Source organism: Rhodoplanes sp. Z2-YC6860, assembly GCF_001579845.1.
Classification (GTDB): domain Bacteria; phylum Pseudomonadota; class Alphaproteobacteria; order Rhizobiales; family Xanthobacteraceae; genus Z2-YC6860.
This window is the reverse complement of record NZ_CP007440.1, coordinates 4,526,724-4,547,334: the sequence shown is the minus strand read 5'-3', so window position 1 is coordinate 4,547,334 and position 20,611 is coordinate 4,526,724. Positions and strand designations below refer to the sequence as shown.

The 20,611-nt window shown below is 64.7% G+C and carries 16 protein-coding genes; all 16 read right to left on the bottom strand.

Features of this window, described 5'->3' with window-relative positions; genetic code table 11:
- Positions 1-42: 42 nt before the first annotated feature.
- The 16 genes from bamA to dnaE all read right to left on the bottom strand — a co-directional run bounded on the left by bamA (position 43) and on the right by dnaE (position 20,253).
- Complete coding sequence (gene bamA / locus RHPLAN_RS21120) at positions 43-2,481, bottom strand: outer membrane protein assembly factor BamA (RefSeq protein ID WP_068021570.1); 2,439 nt, start codon at positions 2,479-2,481, stop codon at positions 43-45.
- A gap of 188 nt (positions 2,482-2,669) precedes the next feature.
- On the bottom strand, positions 2,670-3,827 hold the full coding sequence (rseP, locus tag RHPLAN_RS21115; protein ID WP_068021568.1) for an RIP metalloprotease RseP: 1,158 nt from the start codon (positions 3,825-3,827) through the stop codon (positions 2,670-2,672).
- 49 nt (positions 3,828-3,876) lie between these two features.
- Positions 3,877-5,106 carry a 1-deoxy-D-xylulose-5-phosphate reductoisomerase gene (gene dxr, locus RHPLAN_RS21110; protein ID WP_068021567.1) on the bottom strand — a complete coding sequence of 410 codons (1,230 nt, stop codon included), beginning with the start codon at positions 5,104-5,106 and terminating at the stop codon, positions 3,877-3,879.
- A 5-nt stretch (positions 5,107-5,111) separates the two neighbouring features.
- Positions 5,112-5,975: a phosphatidate cytidylyltransferase gene (locus tag RHPLAN_RS21105; protein WP_237179878.1), complete on the bottom strand. Its 864-nt coding sequence runs from the start codon at positions 5,973-5,975 to the stop codon at positions 5,112-5,114.
- 2 nt (positions 5,976-5,977) lie between these two features.
- Entirely contained in the window at positions 5,978-6,739 is a 762-nt protein-coding gene (locus RHPLAN_RS21100) for an isoprenyl transferase (RefSeq protein WP_442971833.1), read from the bottom strand.
- Positions 6,736-7,296 (bottom strand): ribosome recycling factor, encoded by a 561-nt coding sequence (gene frr, locus RHPLAN_RS21095; protein WP_068021561.1) that lies wholly within the window; start codon positions 7,294-7,296, stop codon positions 6,736-6,738. The genes RHPLAN_RS21100 and frr overlap by 4 nt, the downstream gene beginning before the upstream one ends.
- 75 nt (positions 7,297-7,371) lie before the next feature.
- A complete protein-coding gene (pyrH, locus tag RHPLAN_RS21090) occupies positions 7,372-8,100 on the bottom strand; it encodes a UMP kinase (protein ID WP_068021560.1) in 729 nt (242 codons plus the stop codon).
- Positions 8,101-8,142: 42 nt separating this feature from the next.
- A complete protein-coding gene (gene tsf / locus RHPLAN_RS21085; RefSeq protein ID WP_068021557.1) occupies positions 8,143-9,075 on the bottom strand; it encodes a translation elongation factor Ts in 933 nt (310 codons plus the stop codon).
- Between the two features lie 66 nt (positions 9,076-9,141).
- Positions 9,142-10,137: a 30S ribosomal protein S2 gene (locus tag RHPLAN_RS21080; protein WP_068031600.1), complete on the bottom strand. Its 996-nt coding sequence runs from the start codon at positions 10,135-10,137 to the stop codon at positions 9,142-9,144.
- A gap of 213 nt (positions 10,138-10,350) precedes the next feature.
- The gene (locus RHPLAN_RS21075; RefSeq protein WP_068021555.1) at positions 10,351-11,385 is read right to left on the bottom strand and encodes a YcjF family protein; all 1,035 of its coding nucleotides are present in this window, start codon (positions 11,383-11,385) and stop codon (positions 10,351-10,353) included.
- The gene (locus RHPLAN_RS21070; RefSeq protein ID WP_068021552.1) at positions 11,382-12,791 is read right to left on the bottom strand and encodes a YcjX family GTP-binding protein; all 1,410 of its coding nucleotides are present in this window, start codon (positions 12,789-12,791) and stop codon (positions 11,382-11,384) included. Before RHPLAN_RS21070 ends, RHPLAN_RS21075 begins: the two co-directional genes overlap by 4 nt.
- 93 nt (positions 12,792-12,884) lie before the next feature.
- The gene (locus tag RHPLAN_RS21065; protein WP_068021550.1) at positions 12,885-14,111 is read right to left on the bottom strand and encodes an FAD-dependent oxidoreductase; all 1,227 of its coding nucleotides are present in this window, start codon (positions 14,109-14,111) and stop codon (positions 12,885-12,887) included.
- Positions 14,112-14,131: 20 nt separating this feature from the next.
- Positions 14,132-15,088: a Bug family tripartite tricarboxylate transporter substrate binding protein gene (locus RHPLAN_RS21060; RefSeq protein WP_068021548.1), complete on the bottom strand. Its 957-nt coding sequence runs from the start codon at positions 15,086-15,088 to the stop codon at positions 14,132-14,134.
- A gap of 111 nt (positions 15,089-15,199) precedes the next feature.
- Complete coding sequence (locus tag RHPLAN_RS21055) at positions 15,200-16,171, bottom strand: Bug family tripartite tricarboxylate transporter substrate binding protein (protein ID WP_068021546.1); 972 nt, start codon at positions 16,169-16,171, stop codon at positions 15,200-15,202.
- Between the two features lie 92 nt (positions 16,172-16,263).
- A complete protein-coding gene (locus tag RHPLAN_RS21050; protein WP_068021544.1) occupies positions 16,264-16,671 on the bottom strand; it encodes a VOC family protein in 408 nt (135 codons plus the stop codon).
- Between the two features lie 120 nt (positions 16,672-16,791).
- Positions 16,792-20,253, bottom strand: coding sequence for a DNA polymerase III subunit alpha (gene dnaE, locus RHPLAN_RS21045; RefSeq protein WP_068021542.1), 3,462 nt, complete (start codon positions 20,251-20,253; stop codon positions 16,792-16,794).
- Positions 20,254-20,611: the final 358 nt, after the last annotated feature.

Here is a 20,611-nt window from a genome sequence, read left to right as displayed (position 1 = left end):
GGCCTGACGGCCCGCCGTGCCATGGAATGCGTCAAACCACGCTTAGAACTTGGTGCCGCCACCGAACCGGAACTGTTGGACCCGGTCGTAGTCCTGCTTCAGGAGCGGGACAGCGTAGTCGAAGCGCAGCGGACCGAACGGTGAATTCCAAATCAGGCCGACACCGACCGAGGCCCGCGGCGACGACGTATCGGCCGGATTGAGCTTTTCACCGGTTACGTCCCACGTGGTCGGGCCTTTGTAATCCCAGAGCGATCCGACGTCGGCGAACACCGCGCCCTTGAGGCCCGCATCCTTCGGCAGGAAGGAGAATGGCGCCTGCGCCTCGACCGACGCACCCCAGAACATCGTGCCGCCCAGCGGATCCTGATTGGTGCTGAGCAGGTCACGCGGACCGATGCCGGCCGGCGCAAAGCCGCGGACCAGGTTCGGACCCATCTGGAAGTGATCCAGCATGCGCAGGTCTTTGCTGCCCCAGCCCGCGATATTTCCGCCTTGGAGTTTGAAGACGCCGACCACGTCCGAGAAGAGCTCGTGGTAGGTGCGCATTTCGCCGGTCGTGCGGATGAAGTTCACGTCGCCGCCGACGCCGGCAAAGTCTTGCTTAAGTTCGGCATAGAGGCCGCTGGTCGGGTTACGGTTGTTGTCGAGGGTGCTGTAGGCCAACGTATAGCCGAGCATCGAGACAAGCACCGGGCCCGCGGCGAGCTCTTTACGCACGGCAAGCGAGGCTTCGCCGTCGGAGTAGCACCCATTACTTGGTTGCACGCCCGGCCCAATGCCGCGCTGGAAGTCGAGGGCCGCCTGCGAGAACTGACAGTTGTTCAGATAGTCAGGGAGCGTGATCTCCTGACGATAGATGTTGTAGCGCGCCTGGAACGACAGCTCCTCGCTGAGCTGGAAGCCTGCGCGCAAGCCGATGCCGATGGTCGAGCTGTCATACGAGATGTAGTTCGAGGCCAGCGTCTGCTTGGCGTAAAGATCGACGCCAACGCCGAGGCGGTACCCCATGAAGAACGGCTCGGCGAACGACAATTCGAAACCGCGGGCGCGCTGACCGTATTGCACGGCGAAGCGCGCGTACTGACCTTGTCCGAGCAGATTTCGCTCTGCGACGCTGAGCTCGGCCATGGCGCCGTCAGCGGTCGAATAACCGCCTGCGATCGAAAACTCGCCAGTGGGCTGTTCTTCAACGTCGACATTGATCACGATCCGGTCGGGTGCGGAGCCGGGCTCGTTGGTGATTTTGACGTTCTTGAAGTAGTTGAGGTTCTTGAGCCGGCGTTCGGCGCGATCGATCAGCGCGCGGTTGTAGGCATCGCCCTCACCGACGTCGAACTCGCGGCGGATCACGTAATCGCGGGTACGGGTGTTGCCGCGCACATTGATGCGCTCGATGTAGATGCGCGGGCCGTCGTCGATCACGAACGCGACGTTGATGGTTTTGGTTTGCGGATCACGGTCGCCATTGGGGCGCACCACCGCAAACGGATAACCGCGTCGCGCCACTTCGATGGAGAGATTCTCGACCGACTTCTCGACCGCTTCGGCGTTGTAGATGGCCCCCGGCGCGGCCCGCAGCCGCGAGTAAAGTCCGTTGGGCTCGACCACCGAGATGTTGGACTGGATGTTGACCTTGCCGAACTTGTAGCGGTCACCTTCCTCGATCGTATAGGTGACGATGAAGCCCTTCTGGGTCGGGTCGTAGACCGATACGGCCGAGACGACGCGCACGTCGGCGAAGCCGTGCTTGAGGTAGAAACGGCGGAGCAGATCGCGGTCCGCCTCGATCCGATCGGGATCGTAGATGTCCGCCTGCTGCAGGAACGAAAACAGCCAGAACGTTTCCTGGGTCTTGATTTCGTCTTTCAGACGCTGATCGCCGTAAGACTTGTTGCCGACGAAGATGATCTTCTTCACGCCGGTCTTTTCGCCCTCGTGGATCTCGAAGACGAGGTCGACGCGGTTGTTCGGCAGATCGATGATCTTGGGTTCGACCCGGATGTCGAAACGGCCGTTGCGACGGTAGATCTCCACGACCCGCTGCACGTCGGCCTGCACGGTCGGCCGGGACAAGGTGCCACGGGCGCGTGACTGCACCTCGTTGGCGAGTTGGTCGTCCTTGATCTTCTTGTTGCCTTCGAAGGCCACCCGGTTGATCACCGGATTCTCGATAACGGTGACGACCAGCCGGCCGCCCGACTGGTTGATTCGCACGTCCTGGAACAGGCCAGTGGCGTATAGCGCCTTCAGCGCCTGGTCGATCTTGAAGCTGTCGAGCCGCTCACCCGGATTGGTCCGGAAATAGGATCGGACGGTCTCGGCTTCGACCCGGCGGTTGCCCTCAACGACGATCTGAGAGGCCTGAGCAAATGCATGAGTGGAAGTCGCCACGGCGCCGAATCCGGCCGCCAAGATCCCACCCGACAGGACAGCGCCAACCAGACACAATCCCCTTAGCCACCGCACCCACAACGTCATGCGCAATGCGCCCTCTGCGACCCATATTACCGACTGGACGGCGATATTGCGGGACCCACCCAGGACCATGTTTGTACAGGCTTTTTCCCACTTCGCAACACAGTCGGCTGTTGCGTGTCCCCCGATTCCAGCAGGAATGTCGTTTCCGCCGGATATTTCCCCCAGACCGTGTCCCATAGGACGCAGAATTATGACGCCACGAGCCGCGACCACCACGGACTAGTGTCGTTAATAAAAGTAAAAATCATTAACATCACGACAATCGCGAAGCCGATTCGAAAGCCTATTTCCTGGGCGCGCTCTGGCAGCGGCCGCCCAAGGACCCCCTCGATCGCGTAGAACATAAGGTGTCCGCCATCGAGCAGCGGCACCGGGAACAGGTTCAGCAGGCCGATCGAGACCGACAGCATGGCGGCCAGCTGCAGCACCGGCATGAAGCCCAGGCTCGCAACCTGGCCGGAAATCTGGGCGATCTTGACCACCCCACCCACCTGATCGGCGCACTCGGTTCCGGCAAACAGCCCGCCGACGAACGAGAATGTGCGGTCGATGATCGACCAGGTTTCCTTGGTGCCGAGCCAGACGGCGCTCAGTGGATCAACGGTTTCGGTCTTGATGTCGCCTGCGGCCATGGATCGGCTGACGCCCAGCACCGCCTGGCAGGTGCTGTTGCCGAATCCATCCTTGCCCCGCTTGAGCTGCGGGGTCGCGTTGAGCGTCATCGGCAGGCCGCCGCGATCGATCTCGAGGTTTAGCGTCCGGCCGGCATTGGCGCTGACCACACGCTGCATGTCGGAGAAGCTCTCGATCTTGCTGCCGTTGATGGACAGCACGAGGTCGCCAGGCTGAAGGCCCGCCGCTGCGGCGGCAGAATCAGGCACCACCGCGTCGACGCGCGCCGATGTGAGCTGCCGGCCGTAGACCGAGAACACGACGGCGAAAATCACGATCGCCAGGATGAAATTGGCCATCGGCCCGGCCACGACGACGGCAGCCCGGTTGCGGAGCGGCTGATAGAAAAAGCTGTGCTTGCGCTCCTCGGCCGACATCTTTTCGACCGTGGACTGGTCAGGGACGCTGGCGGCATTTTCGTCGCCGAAGAATTTGACGTAACCGCCGAGCGGCACCGCGGAGATTTTCCAGCGGGTGCCGTGCCGATCATTGAAGCCGGCGAGCTCCGGACCGAAGCCCAGCGAGAAGGTCAGAACCCTGACGCCGCAGTAGCGCGCAACAAGGAAATGGCCGAGCTCGTGGAAGAAAACCACGACGCTGAGGCCGAACAGGAACGGAATCACCCACCCGGTGACACCTCCGCCCCACAGCGTCAAATGACTGAAGACGTCCATTCTGGCCCCGTTCCCCTGCCGGTTTTGTTCTTCCGCCCCACTGGAACTCTTAAACTGACTTTGCGGCGATTTCAGGCAAAAGCTCGTTCGCCAATGATCTTGTCATATGGTCGACGGCCAGTGCCTCGTCGATATCCTGGGGCTCCGCGGTGGCGTTGCGACGCTCCGCCGCGTCGAGCGCCGCTTCGACCAGAGCGGGAATACCGCCAAACCCGATTTTGCGGTTGAGGAACGCCGCCACCGCCACCTCATTGGCGGCATTGAGGATGGTCGGCGCGGCGCCACCTGTTTCCATCGCCCGCTGCCCCAGCGCCAGCGACGGGAAGCGTTCCGGATCGGGTGCCTCGAAGGTCAATTGGCCGAGTTTGGCCAGATCGAGCTTGGCGGAGGGACCATCGATCCGCATCGGATAGGCCAGACAATGTGCGATCGGGGTCCGCATGTCGGGCGAGCCGAGCTGCGCCACCACCGAGCCGTCGCGGTACTCGACCATGCCGTGAATGATCGACTGCGGATGCACCAGCACGGCGAGCTGTGACGGCGGCGCGGCGAACAGGTGATGCGCCTCGATCAGCTCGAGGCACTTGTTCATCATGGTCGCCGAATCGATGGTGATCTTCGGACCCATCGACCAGTTTGGATGCTTAAGCGCCTGCTCGACCGTCGCGGCGCGCATGGCCTCGCGCGTCCAGGTGCGGAACGGTCCGCCGGACGCAGTAATGAAGATGCGGCTCACGTCCTCGCGCGGGCCGGCGCTCAGCGCCTGGAAAATCGCGTTGTGTTCGGAGTCCACCGGCAACACGCTCGCGCCGGACGCAGCCGCCGTGCGCATGAACATGGCACCGGCGCAGACCATGCATTCCTTGTTGGCGAGCGCCACCGTGGCGCCGCGCTTGGCCGCGGCGAGCGTGGGCTTCAATCCGACCGAGCCGCTGACGGCGGCCATCACCCAGTCGGCCGGGCGTTGCGCGGCCTCGACCAGTGCACTCTCGCCGCAGCCCGCTTGGATGCCGCTGCCGGCGAGCGCCGCCTTGAGGTCATCGTAGGCTGCGGGATCGGCCACCACCGCGAAACGGGCATTGAGATCGCGCGCGATCTGGGCGAGCTGGGCGCCGTTCTTGTGGGCGGTCACCGCCTCGACCGCGTAACGGCCGTTGCCGCGCTTGAGCAGGTCGACCGTGCTCATGCCGACCGAGCCCGTCGCGCCCAGGACCGTGACGGTGCGGACCGCCTCGACAGGCCTGCGCTCGGCGCGAACATGCGGATTTACGACTTGCATCGCTCTCACCATACCATGAGGCCGCGGGCCGGAGCAGGCACCCCGCCGTGGGCCATTCCAATCAACACGGCCGCAAGCGCCGCGGTCACGAACCCGTCCAGGCGGTCCATGAGGCCGCCATGTCCCGGAATGAGCTGGCTCGCGTCCTTGGTGTCGAAGCGCCGCTTGACCCAGGATTCGAACAGGTCGCCGGCCTGCGAGACGAGCGACAACACCAGGGCAACAACCGCGACAGCGGCCATATTGGCGACCCCGAAATAGCGCGCCACCAAGACGCCGCCAAGCATCGCGGCCAAGGTTCCGCCGATCGCCCCCGACCAAGTCTTGTTGGGGCTGACCCGCGGCATCAACTTCGGCCCGCCGAGAGCCCGGCCCGTGAAATAGGCCGCGATGTCGCTGAGCCAGACCACGGCGAACACGAACAGGATCGCAGCGAATCCCAACGAGGCATCGCTGCGCAGGATCACCGGTGCGATCAGCAGTGCGGCGCCATAGAGCAGTCCGGAGGCGCACCAGGCCCGCCTGCTCCGTGACGCCAAGGCTGCAGATCCCAATCCGCCCAGCGCCACGAGCGCAAGCGCGGTGCCGTTGAGGTTGCCGAACAGCATGACGGCCGCACCCACCAGAGCGGCCCCGCCGATCGCCAGCACGGCGTTGCGGTCGTGCGCGCAGACCAGCGTCTGCCACTCCCAGAACACGATCAGCGCCGCCGCGGCCCAGAACACGATGAAGATCACGCCGCCGAAATAAGCGGCCGCGATCGCGAGCGGCGCGAGCACCAGCGAGGAGACGATGCGGAGCGCAAGATTGCTGCGCCCGGCCAGCATCGACAGCTTAGGCGGGTCCTCGGCCGAATGTGCGGGGACCACGATCAGGATCCGGTCTGCGCGATCAGCCCGCCGAACCGCCGCTCGCGGCGATGATATTCGGCGATGGCGCCTTCAAGCGCGGCGCGATCGAAGTCCGGCCAGTAGGTCGGCACAAACACCAGCTCGCTGTAAGCGGCTTGCCAAAGCAGGAAGTTCGACAGCCGCTGCTCGCCGCTGGTGCGGATGATGAGGTCGGGATCGGGCAGATCCGGCGCATCGAGGTTCTGGCCGATCAGGTCGGCGGTCACCGCGGATGGATCGATCTCACCGGCGCGGACCCTGGCGGCAAGCTTCGCGGCCGCCCGCGCGATCTCCTGCCGGGCGCCGTAGTTGAAGGCCACGATCAGTGTGAGCTTGTCGTTGTTGCGGGTGAGTTCTTCCGCCTCATCGAGCAGACGGCGGATTTCCGGATCGAGATCGTTGCGCTCGCCGATCACCCGCACCTTCACGCGGTTCTGATGCAGCTCCGCCAGATCGTTGCGGATGAACCGCCGCAGCAGGCCCATCAGGTCGCGGATTTCCGAGGGCGGCCGCGACCAGTTCTCGGCGCTGAACGAAAAGATCGTGAGGTAGGAAATGCCGATTTCGCCTGCGGCGCGCACGGTTTTGCGCAGCGCTTCCACTCCGCGACGATGCCCCTCGCCGCGCGTCAGCCCGCGCGCCGATGCCCAGCGGCCGTTGCCATCCATGATGATGGCCACATGCCTGGGCGCCTCAAACGGCTGTATTGGGGGCGGATTGCTGGGCATGGCGAGACGGCTCAGACCGTCATGATCTCCTTTTCCTTGCTGCCGAGCAGTTGATCGATATCGGCGATGGACTGATCGGTCGCTTTCTGGACCTCGGTGTCCATCCGCTTGTGATCGTCCTGGCTGATCGTGTGATCCTTTTCGAGCTTCTTGAGGAGGTCCAAACCGTCGCGGCGCACGTGACGAACCGCGACCTTGGCGGTCTCGGCGTATTTGTGCGCCAGCTTGACGAGTTCCTGGCGGCGCTCCGTGTTGAGCTCAGGCAACCGAAGGTGGATCACCTGCCCTTCGCTCGACGGTGTTAAGCCGAGGTTTGCGGCCAGGATCGCCTTCTCCACCGCCGCGACCATCGAACGGTCCCAGACCTGAACGCTGATCATGCGCGGCTGCGGCACGCTTACGGTCGCAACCTGGTTGAGCGGCATGCTCTGCCCATAGGCGTCGACATGAACCGGATCGAGCAGGTGCGCCGAGGCGCGGCCCGTACGCAGGCCGCCCAGTTCCGTCTTCAGGGCCCCAAGCGCACCCTGCATCCGCCGCTTGAGTTCGTTGATGTCATAGTTCGATGCCATGAGCCCCTCCAACCGGCCTCTGAGCGCTCGTCTGCATCACCGGATTCGGACGCCGCTGAGCGCCCCAATCCGAACTTATCCACCGACAACTGTCGCGCGGCCCGTGCCACGCAGGACCGCTTCGATTGCCCCCGGTACTCGGATCGAAAACACGATGATAGGCATACTGTTTTCCCGGGCAAGCGCGAAGGCCGTGGCATCCAGAACCTTCAAGTCCCGATCGAACGCCTCTTTCAGCGAGATTCGATCATAACGCTCCGCTTTGGGGTCTTTTTTGGGATCGGCGCTGTAGACCCCATCGACGTCGGTGGCCTTGAGCACCGCGTCGCATTCCATCTCGGCGGCGCGCAGAACGGCGGTGGTATCGGTGGTAAAGAACGGATTGCCGGTGCCGCCCGCGAACACCACGATGCGGTTTTCCTCGAAATGGCGCAGCGCGCGCGCCCGCTCGTAGGTCTCGCAGACCTGCGGCATGCTCAGCGCCGACATGGTGCGAGCCGGCGCGCCAAGCCGTTCGATCGCGGCCTCGAGCACGAGCCCGTTCATGACGGTGGCCAGCATGCCCATCGAATCGGCGGTCGGCCGCGACAGGCTCTTGCCCGACATCTTGACGCCGCGAAGGATGTTGCCGCCGCCGACGACCACACCGAGCGCAAAGCCTGCCTTGCGCGCAGCGATCAGATCCTCGGCGATGCGGTCGACGGTCGGCTGATGGATGCCGAAGCCTTCCGGTCCCGACAGCGCCTCACCCGATACCTTGACGATCACACGGTGATAGGCGGGGCTGTTCGGGGCCGCATCCATTCCAGTGTGTCTCCCGTCGGTGGCCGTCGACCTCAATGACCGTCAGTTGGGCTTGGTCACGCCCGACGCCGCCGCCACTTCGGCCGCGAAATCGGACTCCTGCTTCTCGACGCCCTCGCCGAGCTTGAAGCGCACGAAGCCGGTGATCTTGATCGGCCCGCCCACCTTGCCTTCGGCTTCCTTGAGCGCCTGCGTGACGCTCTTCTTGTCGTCGAAGATGAACGGCTGCTCGAGCAGGCAGACTTCCTTGTAGAAAGTCCTGATGCCGGACTCGACGATCTTCTCGATCATGTTGGCCGGCTTGCCCTGCGCCTTGAACTTGTCGGCGAGCACGTCCTTCTCGCGCGTCACGATTGCCGGATCGAGACCCGACGGATCGACCGCCAGCGGATTCGCCGAGGCAACGTGCATCGCAAGCTGCCGGCCGAGCGCCGCAAGCTCGTCGGCCTTGCCGGTCGACTCGAGGCCGACCAGCACGCCCATCTTGCCAAGCCCGTCGATGACGGCGTTGTGCACGTAGCTGCCGACCGCACCCTGGCCGACCTTGATTTCGGCGGCACGGCGCAGCGTCATGTTCTCGCCGACCTTGGCGACGGTCTCGGTGATGGCATCCGCGACGGTTTTGCTGCCGACTTTGGCAGCCTTGATCTTCTCGAGGTCGGCGCCGACATCGAGCGCCACATCGGCGATCATCTTGACGAGGCCCTGGAACAGGTCGTTGCGGGCCACGAAGTCGGTCTCGGAATTAACCTCGACCACGACACCCTTGGTGCCCTTCACGGCAACGCCGATCAGGCCTTCCGCCGCGACGCGATCGGCCTTCTTCGCGGCCTTCGACAGGCCCTTCTTGCGCAGCCAGTCGACCGCAGCATCCACATTGCCCGAGGTCTCGCCGAGGGCGGCCTTGCAATCCATCATGCCTGCGCCGGTCATCTCGCGCAGGTCTTTCACCATCTGTGCAGTGATCTGAGCCATTGTCTTCAATTCCTTGCTGAGCGGGCGCGACGGCGCGGGCGTACAAAATGCCCGCGCCTTTAAGCCTTACTCGGCGGTCAGTTCTTTGGCCTTGTTGACCCAGCCCTGAACGCGGCCAGGCAGGCCCACTTCCTCGCCGACATTGTGGGCGGCTTCGGGGCTGAGCTCGGCGATCTGCGAATAATGGAAGAGGCCGATGTCGTTGAGCTTCTTCTCGATCGCAGGCGACACGCCGGTGAGCTTCTTGAGGTCGTCGGCGACGCCGCGCGGACCGGGCAGCGGCTCGAAGCCGAGACCCTTGTCCTCGGCCGGCGGCAGATCTTCCACCATCGGCTTCTCGGCCGCGCCGGCGTCGACGCCCATGCCGCCCTGCGCGCGCGAGATGCCGTCGATGGCGGCGCGTGCGATGAGGTCGCAGTAAAGCGAGATAGCGCGGCTCGCGTCGTCATTGCCCGGAACAACGAAGGTGATGCCGTCCGGATCGCAGTTGGTGTCGACGACGGCCGCGACCGGCACGCCGAGCCGACGCGCTTCCTTGATCGCGATGTCTTCCTTGTTGGTGTCGATCACGAACAGGAGGTCCGGCAGACCGCCCATGTCCTTGATGCCGCCGAGCGAGCGGTCGAGTTTGTCGCGCTCGCGGGTCAGATCGAGCCGCTCCTTCTTGGTGTAGCCTTGCGCCTCGTTGGAGGCGAGCATCTCTTCGAGCTTGCGCAGCCGCGAGATCGATCCAGAGATCGTCTTCCAGTTGGTCAGCGTGCCGCCGAGCCAGCGCGAGTTCACGTAGTACTGCGCGCAACGCTTCGCGGCGTCGGCGACGGCGTCCTGCGCCTGCCGCTTGGTGCCGACGAAGAGGATACGGCCGCCCTTGGCGACGGTGTCGCTTACCGCCTGCAGAGCCTGGTGCAGCATCGGCACGCTCTGGGCGAGATCGATAATGTGGATGTTGTTGCGAGTGCCGAAGATGTATTCACCCATCTTCGGGTTCCAGCGGTGGGCCTGATGGCCGAAGTGAACGCCAGCTTCCAAAAGCTGACGCATGCTGTAATCGGGCAGCGACATGGTCTTCTCCGGTTGTTCCTCGGCGGATCGTGTGAGCACCGATTTCAAGGTTTTGCCTTGCGATCGGAGCCACCGGACGGCCGTTTCGGGCCAAAATCCGCCTGTGAGATGCGGGGCTTATATAGGGGCAATATTGCGGACGCAACACACCGCCCTGTTCCGAGGCCGGATATCGTCCGGTTCAAGGAATAGTTCCCTAATTCGACAGCAGCACTATCCGCGCTGGTCCGAGGGTGGCGACCCTGACCGAACCGTTTCGCTGCTCTCGCCGGTGCGCAAAAGCGGCGCCGCAAGGTCGTTCAACGCCGGGCGCGGCAAGGCGGCAAACGGCAGGGGGCGGCTGAGATCGATGGCGAGCAGTCCAAGCCGCGCCGTGAGCAGGCCGTTGACCAGCCCCTCGCCGAACCGGGCCGAGAGCCGCGCCGCGATTCCATGGCCGACCACCTGCTGGACGATGCTGTCGGTCACCGAGACGCCGCCGGTCACGGCGAGATGCGACAGCACCTGGCGGAACAGCCTGAGCAGCCCGAGCGCACGGGGCCGGCCGCCATAGAGCACCGCAAGCCTGCGGACGAGGTTCAGCGCGTTGAGCAGCACGAAAATCATGTCGACCGAGGCGCGCGGACTGATCGCAGTCACGACCGAGACGCGCTTGGCGGCCGCGGCCACGAGGCGGCGCGCCTCGGCGTCGAGCGGCGCCATCAGTTCGCGTTCGGCGAGATGCACACGGTCGCGGCCGTCGATGATGTCGCCGCGATGATCTTCGAGCCGCGCTCTCGCGCGCGCGAGCTGCGGAATGCGTTTGGTGTGCGCGAGCAGCGCGTCGGTCAGCGCCTTGCCGGCCTCGCGGTCGTCGCTGGCAATGATTTCCAGCGCGCGGTCGCGCAGCGATTCAACGGCAGAAAGCCGAACGAGGCCCGTGATCTCACGCACGATCACGGCGAGCAGCGCCAGGCCTGCGATCGACGCCAGCGCCAGGCCGATCGCGCCAAGCCACGGCGCGCGAGCGAACAGGTCTTCGACCAGGTTCGTGACCGCAAGGCCCAGTCCCATCAAGACCAGGCCGGAGAGCGCCGACCAGAACAGCGCACCCCACGATATGCGCCGCCGCTTGGGTGGTTCCGGAATTGCGACCGCCGACGATTCGGCCGGAAGTTCGTTGTCGAACAGCTGCTCCTCCGGCCGCGCCACAACAAGGCGCGGATCGTCGACGCTGAACACCGCGGGCTTGCGCATGGTCTCGCTCATCGCAGCCGGTCCCCGATCAGGAATTGCAGCGCCCGGTCGAGGCGGATGTGCGGCAGCGCCGGCGTGCCGTCGTCGGTCTGCTCCAGCGGCGGCGGCCGGAAGCGGATCGAGCGGAAGTCGCCGCTCTTCAACCCCTCGGCCGGCAGATCGCCTGGAAACAGCGCGATCTCGGTGCTGCCGTCGAACTGGCGGCCGTCGTGCCATTCGCCGGATGCGGGCGTGCCGACGATCGACGGCAGCTCGCCGCCCATCATGGCTTCGCGGGTGGCGCGCACCGCCGCCATCGCGATGACATCGACGGCAGCGCCGGCCTCCCCGGACCGCGCCAACGCAGCGTCCGTCAGGCGCTTGAGAAAGGCTTCGAGCCGGTCGTGTGCGGTGTGGTGCAGCAGATCAGCCTTGGTCGCGGCAAACAGGATGCGGTCGGCGGCCGGCCGAAACAGCGCGTCCAGCCAACTCCAACGACCAACGCGAAAGCATTCCAGCACGGCGGTCAGCGCGTCCTGCAGATCGCGCACCGCCTCGGGCCCGCCGTCGAGCGCCGAAAGCGCATCGACCAGCACGATCTGCCGATCCAAGCGGGCGAAATGATCGCGGAAGAACGGCCGCACGATCACGTCGCGATAGGAATCGTAGCGCCGCTGCATCATCGCCCACATCGAGCCCGAAGGCGGTTCGCCTTCGACCGGCAACGCCAGCGGCGCGAAGGTCAGCGCCGGCGAACCCGCGAGATCGCCCGGCATCAGGAAGCGGCCGGGCGCGACGAGGCTCAAGGTGCGGTGCTCAAGGCGCGCGGCCTGCAGATAGGCGGTGAACAGCCGCGCCGCTTCGATCGCGGCGTTCTCGTCGGCCGGCGCCATCGCATCGATGGTGGCGAGCTGTTCGAGGAATGGCTTCGGGAGCGGCGGGCGCGTGGTGCGATTGAGATAAGCGAGCGTCTCGGCCGACCATTGCTCGTAGCTTTTGTTCAGGAGCGGCAGGTCGAGCAGCCACTCGCCCGGATAGTCGACGATGTCGAGGGTGAGCGTGCGCATCGCGCCTGCCGTCGTCTGATAGTCGATGACGACGCGAAGCTCGCTGATCTGCCGCGTCGAGTCCGGCCATTCGCGATCGGTCACGATCGAGCGCACGTGGCGTTCGTACTCGAACCGCGGCACCGTGTCGTCCGGCTGCGGCGCAAGCCGAGCGCCCGAGATGCGTCCGCTCGCCAGCGGCTCGAACACCGGAAAGCGTCCGCCCTTCACCAGCCCATGCACCAGCGCGGTGATGAACACGGTCTTGCCGGCGCGCGACAGGCCGGTCACGCCAAGCCGCACGGTCGGATTGAACAGGCCAGAGCCGAATTCGACGAAGGCCTGCGCAGCAAGCCTCGCCTGTTCGATGATGTCGGAGACGGCCGGCGTCACGGCAGAAATTCACCCAGCAAAGGTGCCGCGCGCGGCATGACCAAAGATGTGGCCCCGGAGACGCGACAGCGCAAGGCCGGTTCAGGCTGCCCCTCAAGTCACAGCGGCGGCGTCCTTGAGGCTGTCGAACAGCGCCGCTCGGCGCATGTAGGCCTTGGCGGTCTCGGGGTTCTCGGCGGTGCGGCGCAACTCGTCGAAATTCCGGGCGCGCACCGTGGGGTCGCGCTCCTCCATCAGCCGTTTATTGGCGATGGTCTGGGCCTGCACGTATTTCGCCGCAGCGTGGCGGCGCTGGCGGCTGTAGAGATCGAGCAATTCGTCGGAGGCTTCGCCGTGCACCACTTTGGCGAGCTTGCCCGCGACATTGATGCCGTCGTGGATGCCGCCGTTCATGCCCATGCCGCCGATCGGGTTGTTGACGTGGGCGCTGTCGCCAGCGAGCAGCACGCGGCCTTTGCGGAAGGTCGCGGCGACGCATTGATGTGCGCCATAGACGTTGACGTATTCGATCTCGTAGCGCCCTTCATTAGGGAAGAACTTCTGCAGCCGCGCCTCGATGCGCTCGGGCGACAGCGCGATCTCGTCGGTCTCTTCCGGCCCGATCGGCATGATGGCGCGCCACAGACCCGGCGGCCGCTTGCCCTGCACCTTGAACAGGTTGCACCACTCGGTCGGGTCGGAGAAGTAATTGCGAAACGCGACCTTGGGATTGGCCACGCCGAAATCGAAGCTGGTCGCGATCTTGATGAAGCGCTCCGGATAGGTGAAGCCCTCGAACTCGATGCCGGCGAGCTTGCGCACCGTGCTGCGGCCGCCGTCGCAACCGATCACGTAATCGGCTTTGAGCTTCTCGACCCCGGACGGTGATGTCACTTCGACCTCGACGCCGTCGGCGCTCTGCGTGAGGCCTGTGACGGCGTGTGAAAAGCGCACGTCAAAGTCCGAGGCATTGCCGTATTCGGCGGCGATCGAGGCGGTGAGTTTGTACTGCTCGTATTGCAGCACGTAGGGATAGCGGATCTCGTCCTTCATCAGACCGAGGTCGAACTCAGCCACGACCGAATGCGTGACGCGATCGTGAAACCGGTACGCGCTCGAGATCAGCCCGAGCGGGATGATCTTTTCGGTGACGCCGAGGTCATCGAGCATTTCCAGAGATGATGGATGCAGCGAAGCCGCGCGCTGGTCTTCGACCGGCGCCGGCTCCTGCTCGAACACCGTGACCGGCACGCCGAGCTTGTTGAGGGCGAGCGCGCAGACCATGCCGACCGGCCCTGCCCCGACAATGACCACGCGCGCATTCGATTTCGATACCGCCATACCTGGACGTTCTTTCTTGTCTAGTTTTTCTTCAATCCGAGCGTCGGCATGATGTCGTTCCAGATCTTGGCGTCCGCGGCGAAGAGCTTCTCGAACTCGCCCGAGGTCGTCAGCAACGGCACGAGGCCGACATTCGAGAACCGTGTCTTGAACTCGTCCGATTTGCGGCCCTCGACCAGCGCATTCGATAGCGTATCGACCACGTCTTTTGGAAGGTCCTTGGGCCCGAGCAGCCCATTGTAGGTCACCGCCGGCGGGCAGTCCTTCAGCGTGTCCGTTACCAATGGCACGCCGGGCAGAAACGGCGACGGCTTGGTGTCGAGCACGGCCAGGGCCTTGAGCTTGCCGGACTCCATGTACGGCTTCAGCTCGACCGGCGATCCGGCCACCATCACGACATGACCCGCAAGCAGGTCCGTAAAGGCAGGCGCGACGCCACGGTAAGGCACGTGCACCATGTCGAGACCGGCGGCCTTGAGCACCATGACGGCAGCGACGTGGGTGGTGCTTCCCGCGCCGGCCGAGCCGAAGCTCAGCTTGCCCGGGTTGGCTTTCACATAAGCGATGAAGTCGGCGAGCGTCTTGCCGGGAAACGACTCGTTCACGGTGATGACGAAAGGCGCAGAGGCGACGCCGGAGATCGCCTTGAACGTGTTCTCGTCGAACGAGACGTTGTGGGCGTACTTAGCCGTGGTGAGCTGGAAGATCGGCGTCGACATCAACGTGTAGCCATCCGGCGTGGCCTTGGCGACGCGCTCCGGCCCGGCCGTGCCGCCCGCGCCCGAGATGTTTTCCACCACGAAGTTCTGCTTGAGAGTGGATTGCAGCCGCTCCGCGGTGATCCGTGCCACCACGTCGGCAATGCCGCCGGGCGCAAACGGCGTGATGATGGTGACCGTCCGCTCCGGGTAGGCCGCATGCGCGGCACCCGTGGTGAGGAGAAGTGCCGTCGCAGCAGCATAGGCAATCGCACGCATGTCAGGGAGGCTCCCGGCCGGAGAATATCCGGGACACGATAGCGTTCGCCGTCGCGGCCTCGCAAGGGAGGCCTCCCCGCTCCGATGTCGCGGCTGCTGCGCGCTCCGTGACTATTGGCTCTTCGGCGGCGTAAGGTCATTGGCGACGCTCTTCCAGCGCTCGCTGTCGGCTGCGATCTCGGCGGCCATCTCCTGCGGAGTGGTTCCGCCCGGCTCGACGCCGATCTTGGCGAGCCTGTCCAGGAATTCAGGACTCTTGGCTGCGGCCACCATCTCGGCCGAGATCATATCGATGATCTCCGCGGGCGTGCCCTTCGGGGCCAGCAGGCCGTTGTAGGTCGCAACCGTGGGCGTCGGCAGCGTCTCGCTGATGGTCGGAACGTTGGGCAGATAACGCGAGCGTTGTTTGCTGCTGACGCCGAGCGGCTTGACGCTGTCGGAGCCGACGAACGGCTTGAGCTCGACCGGGCTCGCCGACAGCATCTGCACGTGGCCCGCGATCAGGTCCGTGAAGGCCGGGCCCACGCCGCGATAAGGCACATGCACCATGTCGAGGCCGGCGCTTTTCAGAAACAGCAATGACGACACATGCGTGGTGCTGCCGGCTCCCGCCGACGCATAGGTGTATTCGCCGGGTTTCTTCTTCACCTCGGCAATGAACTCGGCGATCGTGTTGGTCGGGAACTCCTTGCTGACGGTCACGACAAACGGGCTCGACGCCACGATCGTGATCGGCGCGAAATCGCTGGTTTCGTAATTGACCTTGGTGGTCAGCGGCGACAGCGTGAGAAGTGCGATCGGCGCGAACAGCAGCGTGTAGCCGTCAGCCCTGGCGCGCGCCACGTTGGCGGCGCCGATGATGCCGCCTGCGCCGGTTTCATTCTGAACGATGAAGGTCTGCTTGAGCTTGGTCTGAAGGTGCTCGGCGGTGGTGCGCGCAATCACATCGGTGATGCCGCCGGCGGCGTATGGAACAATCAGAGTGACCGGCCGCTCGGGCCAGGATGCGTAGGCTGCCTGATAGGCGGCCTGGGAAACCAGCAAAGTCGCGGCGAAAAAGCCCCGCGCGAAAGTTTTGAGCATGACGTTTGTCCTTGTTGAACCGCCCCAAGCGGGGCTTGAGGCGATTCATGCAGGCGTCATGCCAAGAAGGATGGCGGAGCGTTGCGCTCCAATCAGGCCGGTTTGACTTCCTTGACGGCGCCCTTCCAGCCGCTCTCGGTGATGTCGAACACGATGCCTTCCGGCGTCTTGTATTTGACTTCGTAATAGACGTTCGGATTGGTTTCCTTGCGGCCGGTGACGTAGCTGCCGCCGGCGGATTCGATCTTCTTGGCAATGTCGTCGACACTGTCGACCCACATGCCGAAATGGATGAGACCGAGCGGGTTCTTCTGGTCTTCCATGCCGGCGACCGGCTCGTCGCCGAAGTTCAAGAGCGCGACGTTGAAAATGCCGTCGGTCATGTAGACGCCGCGCTGGGCATTGCCCGCGCGCGTCATGCCGAAGGCTTGCTCGAAGAACTTGGCGGTCTTTTCCGGATCGCGCACCGAGATGGCGATGTGGCGAAGCTTGTTGGCCATAGCGGACTCCTGTGAACTGGCGCACTTCTGAATTGCTGGCGCTATATCAGCCCTCGCGGCACGCGGGGTCAACCGCCGCCAATGCCGCGCCGCATAGGCGCTATGTCCGGTCTTGCCGCATCACAGCATGTGGACGTCGAGCACGCCGGGCACGGCCTTGATGGCGCCGGCGATCTGCGGCGAGACCTTGAAGCGGCCGGGCAGCTTGATCTCGACCTCGGTGCCACCGGTGAGCTGCAGCACCACATTGACCTCGCCGTCGCCTTTGGTGTCCAACCGCTTGGCAACCGGTTCGAGCGGGGCCTGATCGCGCAGGAACACGCGCAGCCCCTTTTGCAGCTTGGCCGCGGCGCGATCCAGCGGATCGGCGGTCTGGATGCGGGCGCGCACTTCGTCGCCCTGCGCCTCGGCAGACAGGAACAGCAGGACGGCGGTGCCGGGCTCCAGGACATCGCGATATTGCTGCAGGCCCTCGGCGAACATGATGGCCTCGTAGTGGCCGCTCGGATCCGACAAGCCGAAGATGCCCATCTTGTTGCCGGTCTTGGTGCGCCGCTCCATGCGCGACACCACGGTCGCGGCAAGCCGGCCCGCGGTCGCGCCGGCTTTCACTGACCGCGAGAATTCGGCCCAGGAGTACACGTTCATGTTCTTGAGGATCGGCGCGTATTCGTCGAGCGGATGGCCCGACAGGAAGAAGCCGATCGCGTCGTACTCCCGCTGCAGCTTGTCACCCGAGAGCCAGCCCTCGACCGCCGGGATTGCGATGGTTTCGCGATGCGCCGCGCCGCCGAACATATCGTTCTGGCCGACCGCGGCGGCCTCGTGCGTGCGCTGCGCGGTCGACATCATCGCATCGACGGCGGCGAAAGCCCGCGCCCGATTTGGCTCGAGCTTGTCGAACGCGCCGGCGCATACGAGGCTTTCCAAGACGCGCTTGTTCACCGCGCGCGGATTGATGCGGCTGGCGAAGTCGGTGAGGTCGGCGAACGGTTTGTCGCCGCGCGCGGTGACGATCGCCTCGACGGCCTGGCGGCCGACACCCTTGAGCGCGGCGAGCGCGTAGAAGATCGTCCCGCCTTCGACGTCGAACTCGACGCCGGAGCGATTGATCGATGGCGGCTCGACCTTGAACCCAAGGCGTCCGACCTCGGTGCGGAATTCCGAGAGCTTGTCGGTGTTGCCCATATCGAGCGACATCGACGCCGCCAGGAATTCGACCGGATAGTTGGCCTTCAGATACGCGGTCTGGTAGGCGACCAGCGCGTAGGCTGCGGCGTGGCTCTTGTTGAAGCCGTATTCTGCGAAACGTTCGAGCAGATCGAAGATCGCATCGGAATGGGCTTTTTCGATGCCCTGATCGCCGCAGCCTTTGACGAAGATGGCGCGTTGCGCCTGCATTTCCGAGCGGATCTTCTTGCCCATGGCGCGGCGCAGAAGGTCGGCCTGGCCGAGCGTGTAGCCGGCCAGGATCTGCGCGGCCTGCATCACCTGCTCCTGGTAGACGATGACGCCGTAGGTCTCCCGCAGGATCGGCTCGAGCTTGGGATGGATGTATTCCGGCTCCTCGTGGCCCTGCTTGCGTGCGCAGTAGGTCGGGATGTTGGCCATCGGACCCGGGCGATAGAGCGCCACGAGCGCGATGATGTCCTCGAAGCGGTCAGGCTTCATGTCGAGCAGCGCGCGGCGCATGCCCTGACTTTCCAGTTGGAAGATGCCGACCGCTTCAGCGCGTGACAGGAGGTCGTAGGTTTTCTTGTCGTCGAGCGGGATTGCCGCAAGATCGAGATCGATGCCGCGCTGCTTCAACAGCCGCACCGCGGTCTGCAGCGTTGTGAGCGTCTTCAGGCCGAGGAAGTCGAACTTCACGAGACCCGCCTGCTCCACCCATTTCATGTTGAACTGGGTCACCGGCATGTCGGATTTCGGATCGCGATACATCGGCACGAGCTGCGCCAATGGCCGGTCGCCGATCACGATGCCGGCGGCGTGCGTCGAGGCGTGGCGGTTGAGACCTTCGAGCTTCAGCGCGATATCGAAGGCACGTTTCACGACCGGGTTGGCGTCGCGCTCAGCCTGCAGCTTCGGCTCGCCTTCGATGGCTTTCGCAAGCGTCACCGGCGCGGCCGGGTTCTGCGGCACGAGCTTGCAGAGCTTGTCGACCTGGCCATAGGGCATTTCCAGCACGCGGCCGACATCGCGCAGCACGCCGCGCGCCTGCAGGGTGCCGAAGGTGATGATCTGTCCCACCTGATCGCGGCCGTAGCGCTCCTGCACGTAGCGGATCACCTCGCCGCGGCGGTCCTGACAGAAGTCGATGTCGAAGTCCGGCATCGACACGCGCTCGGGATTGAGGAAGCGTTCGAACAGCAGATTGAAGCGCAGCGGATCGAGGTCCGTGATGGTGAGCGCATAGGCGACCAGCGAGCCCGCGCCCGAGCCGCGGCCCGGCCCGACCGGGATGCCCTGCTCTTTCGCCCATTGGATGAAGTCCGACACGATCAGGAAGTAGCCGGGATATTTCATCCGCTCGATGACGCCGAGCTCGAAGGCGAGCCGCTCGCGATACTCGTCCTCGGTGCGGCCCGGCGCGATGCCGTGGAAGGCGATGCGCTTCTGCAGGCCGCTTTCGGCGCGCTCGCGCAAATCCGTCGCCTCGTCCAGCTCGACCGAGAAGCGCGGCAGGATTGGCTTTCGGGTGCGCGGCCGGAACGCGCAGCGCTCGGCGATTTCGACCGTGGACGCGAGCGCTTCCGGAAGATCGGAGAACAGCGCCGCCATCTCGGCGCGGCTTTTGAAATAGTGCTCCTGGGTCAACTGCCTACGGTCGGTATCGGCGATCACCCGGCCTTCGGCGATAGCGATCAGGCCGTCGTGGGCGTCGTAGTCCTCACGCTTGGCGAAGTACGGCTCGTTGGTGGCAACCAACGGAATGCCCTGCGTGTAGGCGAGCTCGATTAGCGCGGGCTCCGCCATGCGCTCTTCGGACGTGCCATGACGCTGCAGTTCGACGTAGAGCCGGTCGCCGAACAGGCGCTGCAAGGTCGCGCAGCGGCTCGCTGCAAGTTCCACCTGGCCCGCGACGATGGCGGTGTCGAGCGGCCCGCCCGGCCCGCCGGTCAGCACGATCAGCCCGTCGGTCGCGCCTTCGAGCGCGGCGAGCTTCAGATGAGGTTTCTCGGTCGAGTCCGTGTGCAGGAACGCGCTCGAATTGAGCTGCATCAGGTTGCGGTAGCCCTCCTCCCGCGCGGCCAGCAGGACGATGCGCGGCAGCGGCCTGGCCTTGCCGACGTGGCGCGGATCGCGCGGCTCGTCGCCGAAATCGACCGCCACCGCGCAGCCTACGATCGGCTGGATGCCGTAGCCCGCGAGCTTCTCGGAGAACTCCAGCGTGCCGAACATGTTGTCGGTGTCGGTCAGTGCCAGCGCCGGCTGCTTGTCGGTCTTCGCGAACTCGGCGAGCTTGCCGATGGTCAGCGCGCCCTCGAGCAGCGAATAGGCCGAATGGACGTGCAGATGCACGAAGCCGGGCTGTGCGGTCGTATTGGAAGCCAAAGGAACCTCACCGATTCGATTTGGCATGATGGTGGGGATGCGATCCGCTGCTGTCCATTGCCTCAGGCGCGGTGCGGGCCAGACATGACTGGCTTTTGCCCGTTTTACCCAAGCGCTCGACGGATTGCTGAACGGAGCGCCGAAATGGAACCGGCACCGGATCGCGGACAAACCGCCGTCATGGCAAGGGAGCGGGGCAAGCCCCGTTCTCCAATGCCATCCAAGGTCCCGTCGGGGATTGGGGGGCTCGGGACAGTGGATACCCGCGGCAGGACGGGCATGACGAGCGGTGGGGTCCGCATGGCTAACGCAAAGAACGCGGTACGCAGTACGCTACTGACACTCATGAACCACATGACCATGACGCCGGGAGCACAGGGGCGTG

Excerpts from the sequence above, each read along its gene's own strand:
- bamA (WP_068021570.1), bottom strand. The coding sequence starts at position 2,481 with ATGACGTTGTGGGTGCGGTGGCTAAGGGGATTGTGTCTGGTTGGCGCT.
- rseP (WP_068021568.1), bottom strand. The coding sequence starts at position 3,827 with ATGGACGTCTTCAGTCATTTGACGCTGTGGGGCGGAGGTGTCACCGGG.
- dxr (WP_068021567.1), bottom strand. The coding sequence starts at position 5,106 with ATGCAAGTCGTAAATCCGCATGTTCGCGCCGAGCGCAGGCCTGTCGAG.
- frr (WP_068021561.1), bottom strand. The coding sequence starts at position 7,296 with ATGGCATCGAACTATGACATCAACGAACTCAAGCGGCGGATGCAGGGT.
- pyrH (WP_068021560.1), bottom strand. The coding sequence starts at position 8,100 with ATGGATGCGGCCCCGAACAGCCCCGCCTATCACCGTGTGATCGTCAAG.
- tsf (WP_068021557.1), bottom strand. The coding sequence starts at position 9,075 with ATGGCTCAGATCACTGCACAGATGGTGAAAGACCTGCGCGAGATGACC.
- RHPLAN_RS21080 (WP_068031600.1), bottom strand. The coding sequence starts at position 10,137 with ATGTCGCTGCCCGATTACAGCATGCGTCAGCTTTTGGAAGCTGGCGTT.
- RHPLAN_RS21075 (WP_068021555.1), bottom strand. The coding sequence starts at position 11,385 with ATGAGCGAGACCATGCGCAAGCCCGCGGTGTTCAGCGTCGACGATCCG.
- RHPLAN_RS21065 (WP_068021550.1), bottom strand. The coding sequence starts at position 14,111 with ATGGCGGTATCGAAATCGAATGCGCGCGTGGTCATTGTCGGGGCAGGG.
- RHPLAN_RS21060 (WP_068021548.1), bottom strand. The coding sequence starts at position 15,088 with ATGCGTGCGATTGCCTATGCTGCTGCGACGGCACTTCTCCTCACCACG.
- RHPLAN_RS21055 (WP_068021546.1), bottom strand. The coding sequence starts at position 16,171 with ATGCTCAAAACTTTCGCGCGGGGCTTTTTCGCCGCGACTTTGCTGGTT.
- RHPLAN_RS21050 (WP_068021544.1), bottom strand. The coding sequence starts at position 16,671 with ATGGCCAACAAGCTTCGCCACATCGCCATCTCGGTGCGCGATCCGGAA.
- dnaE (WP_068021542.1), bottom strand. The coding sequence starts at position 20,253 with ATGCCAAATCGAATCGGTGAGGTTCCTTTGGCTTCCAATACGACCGCA.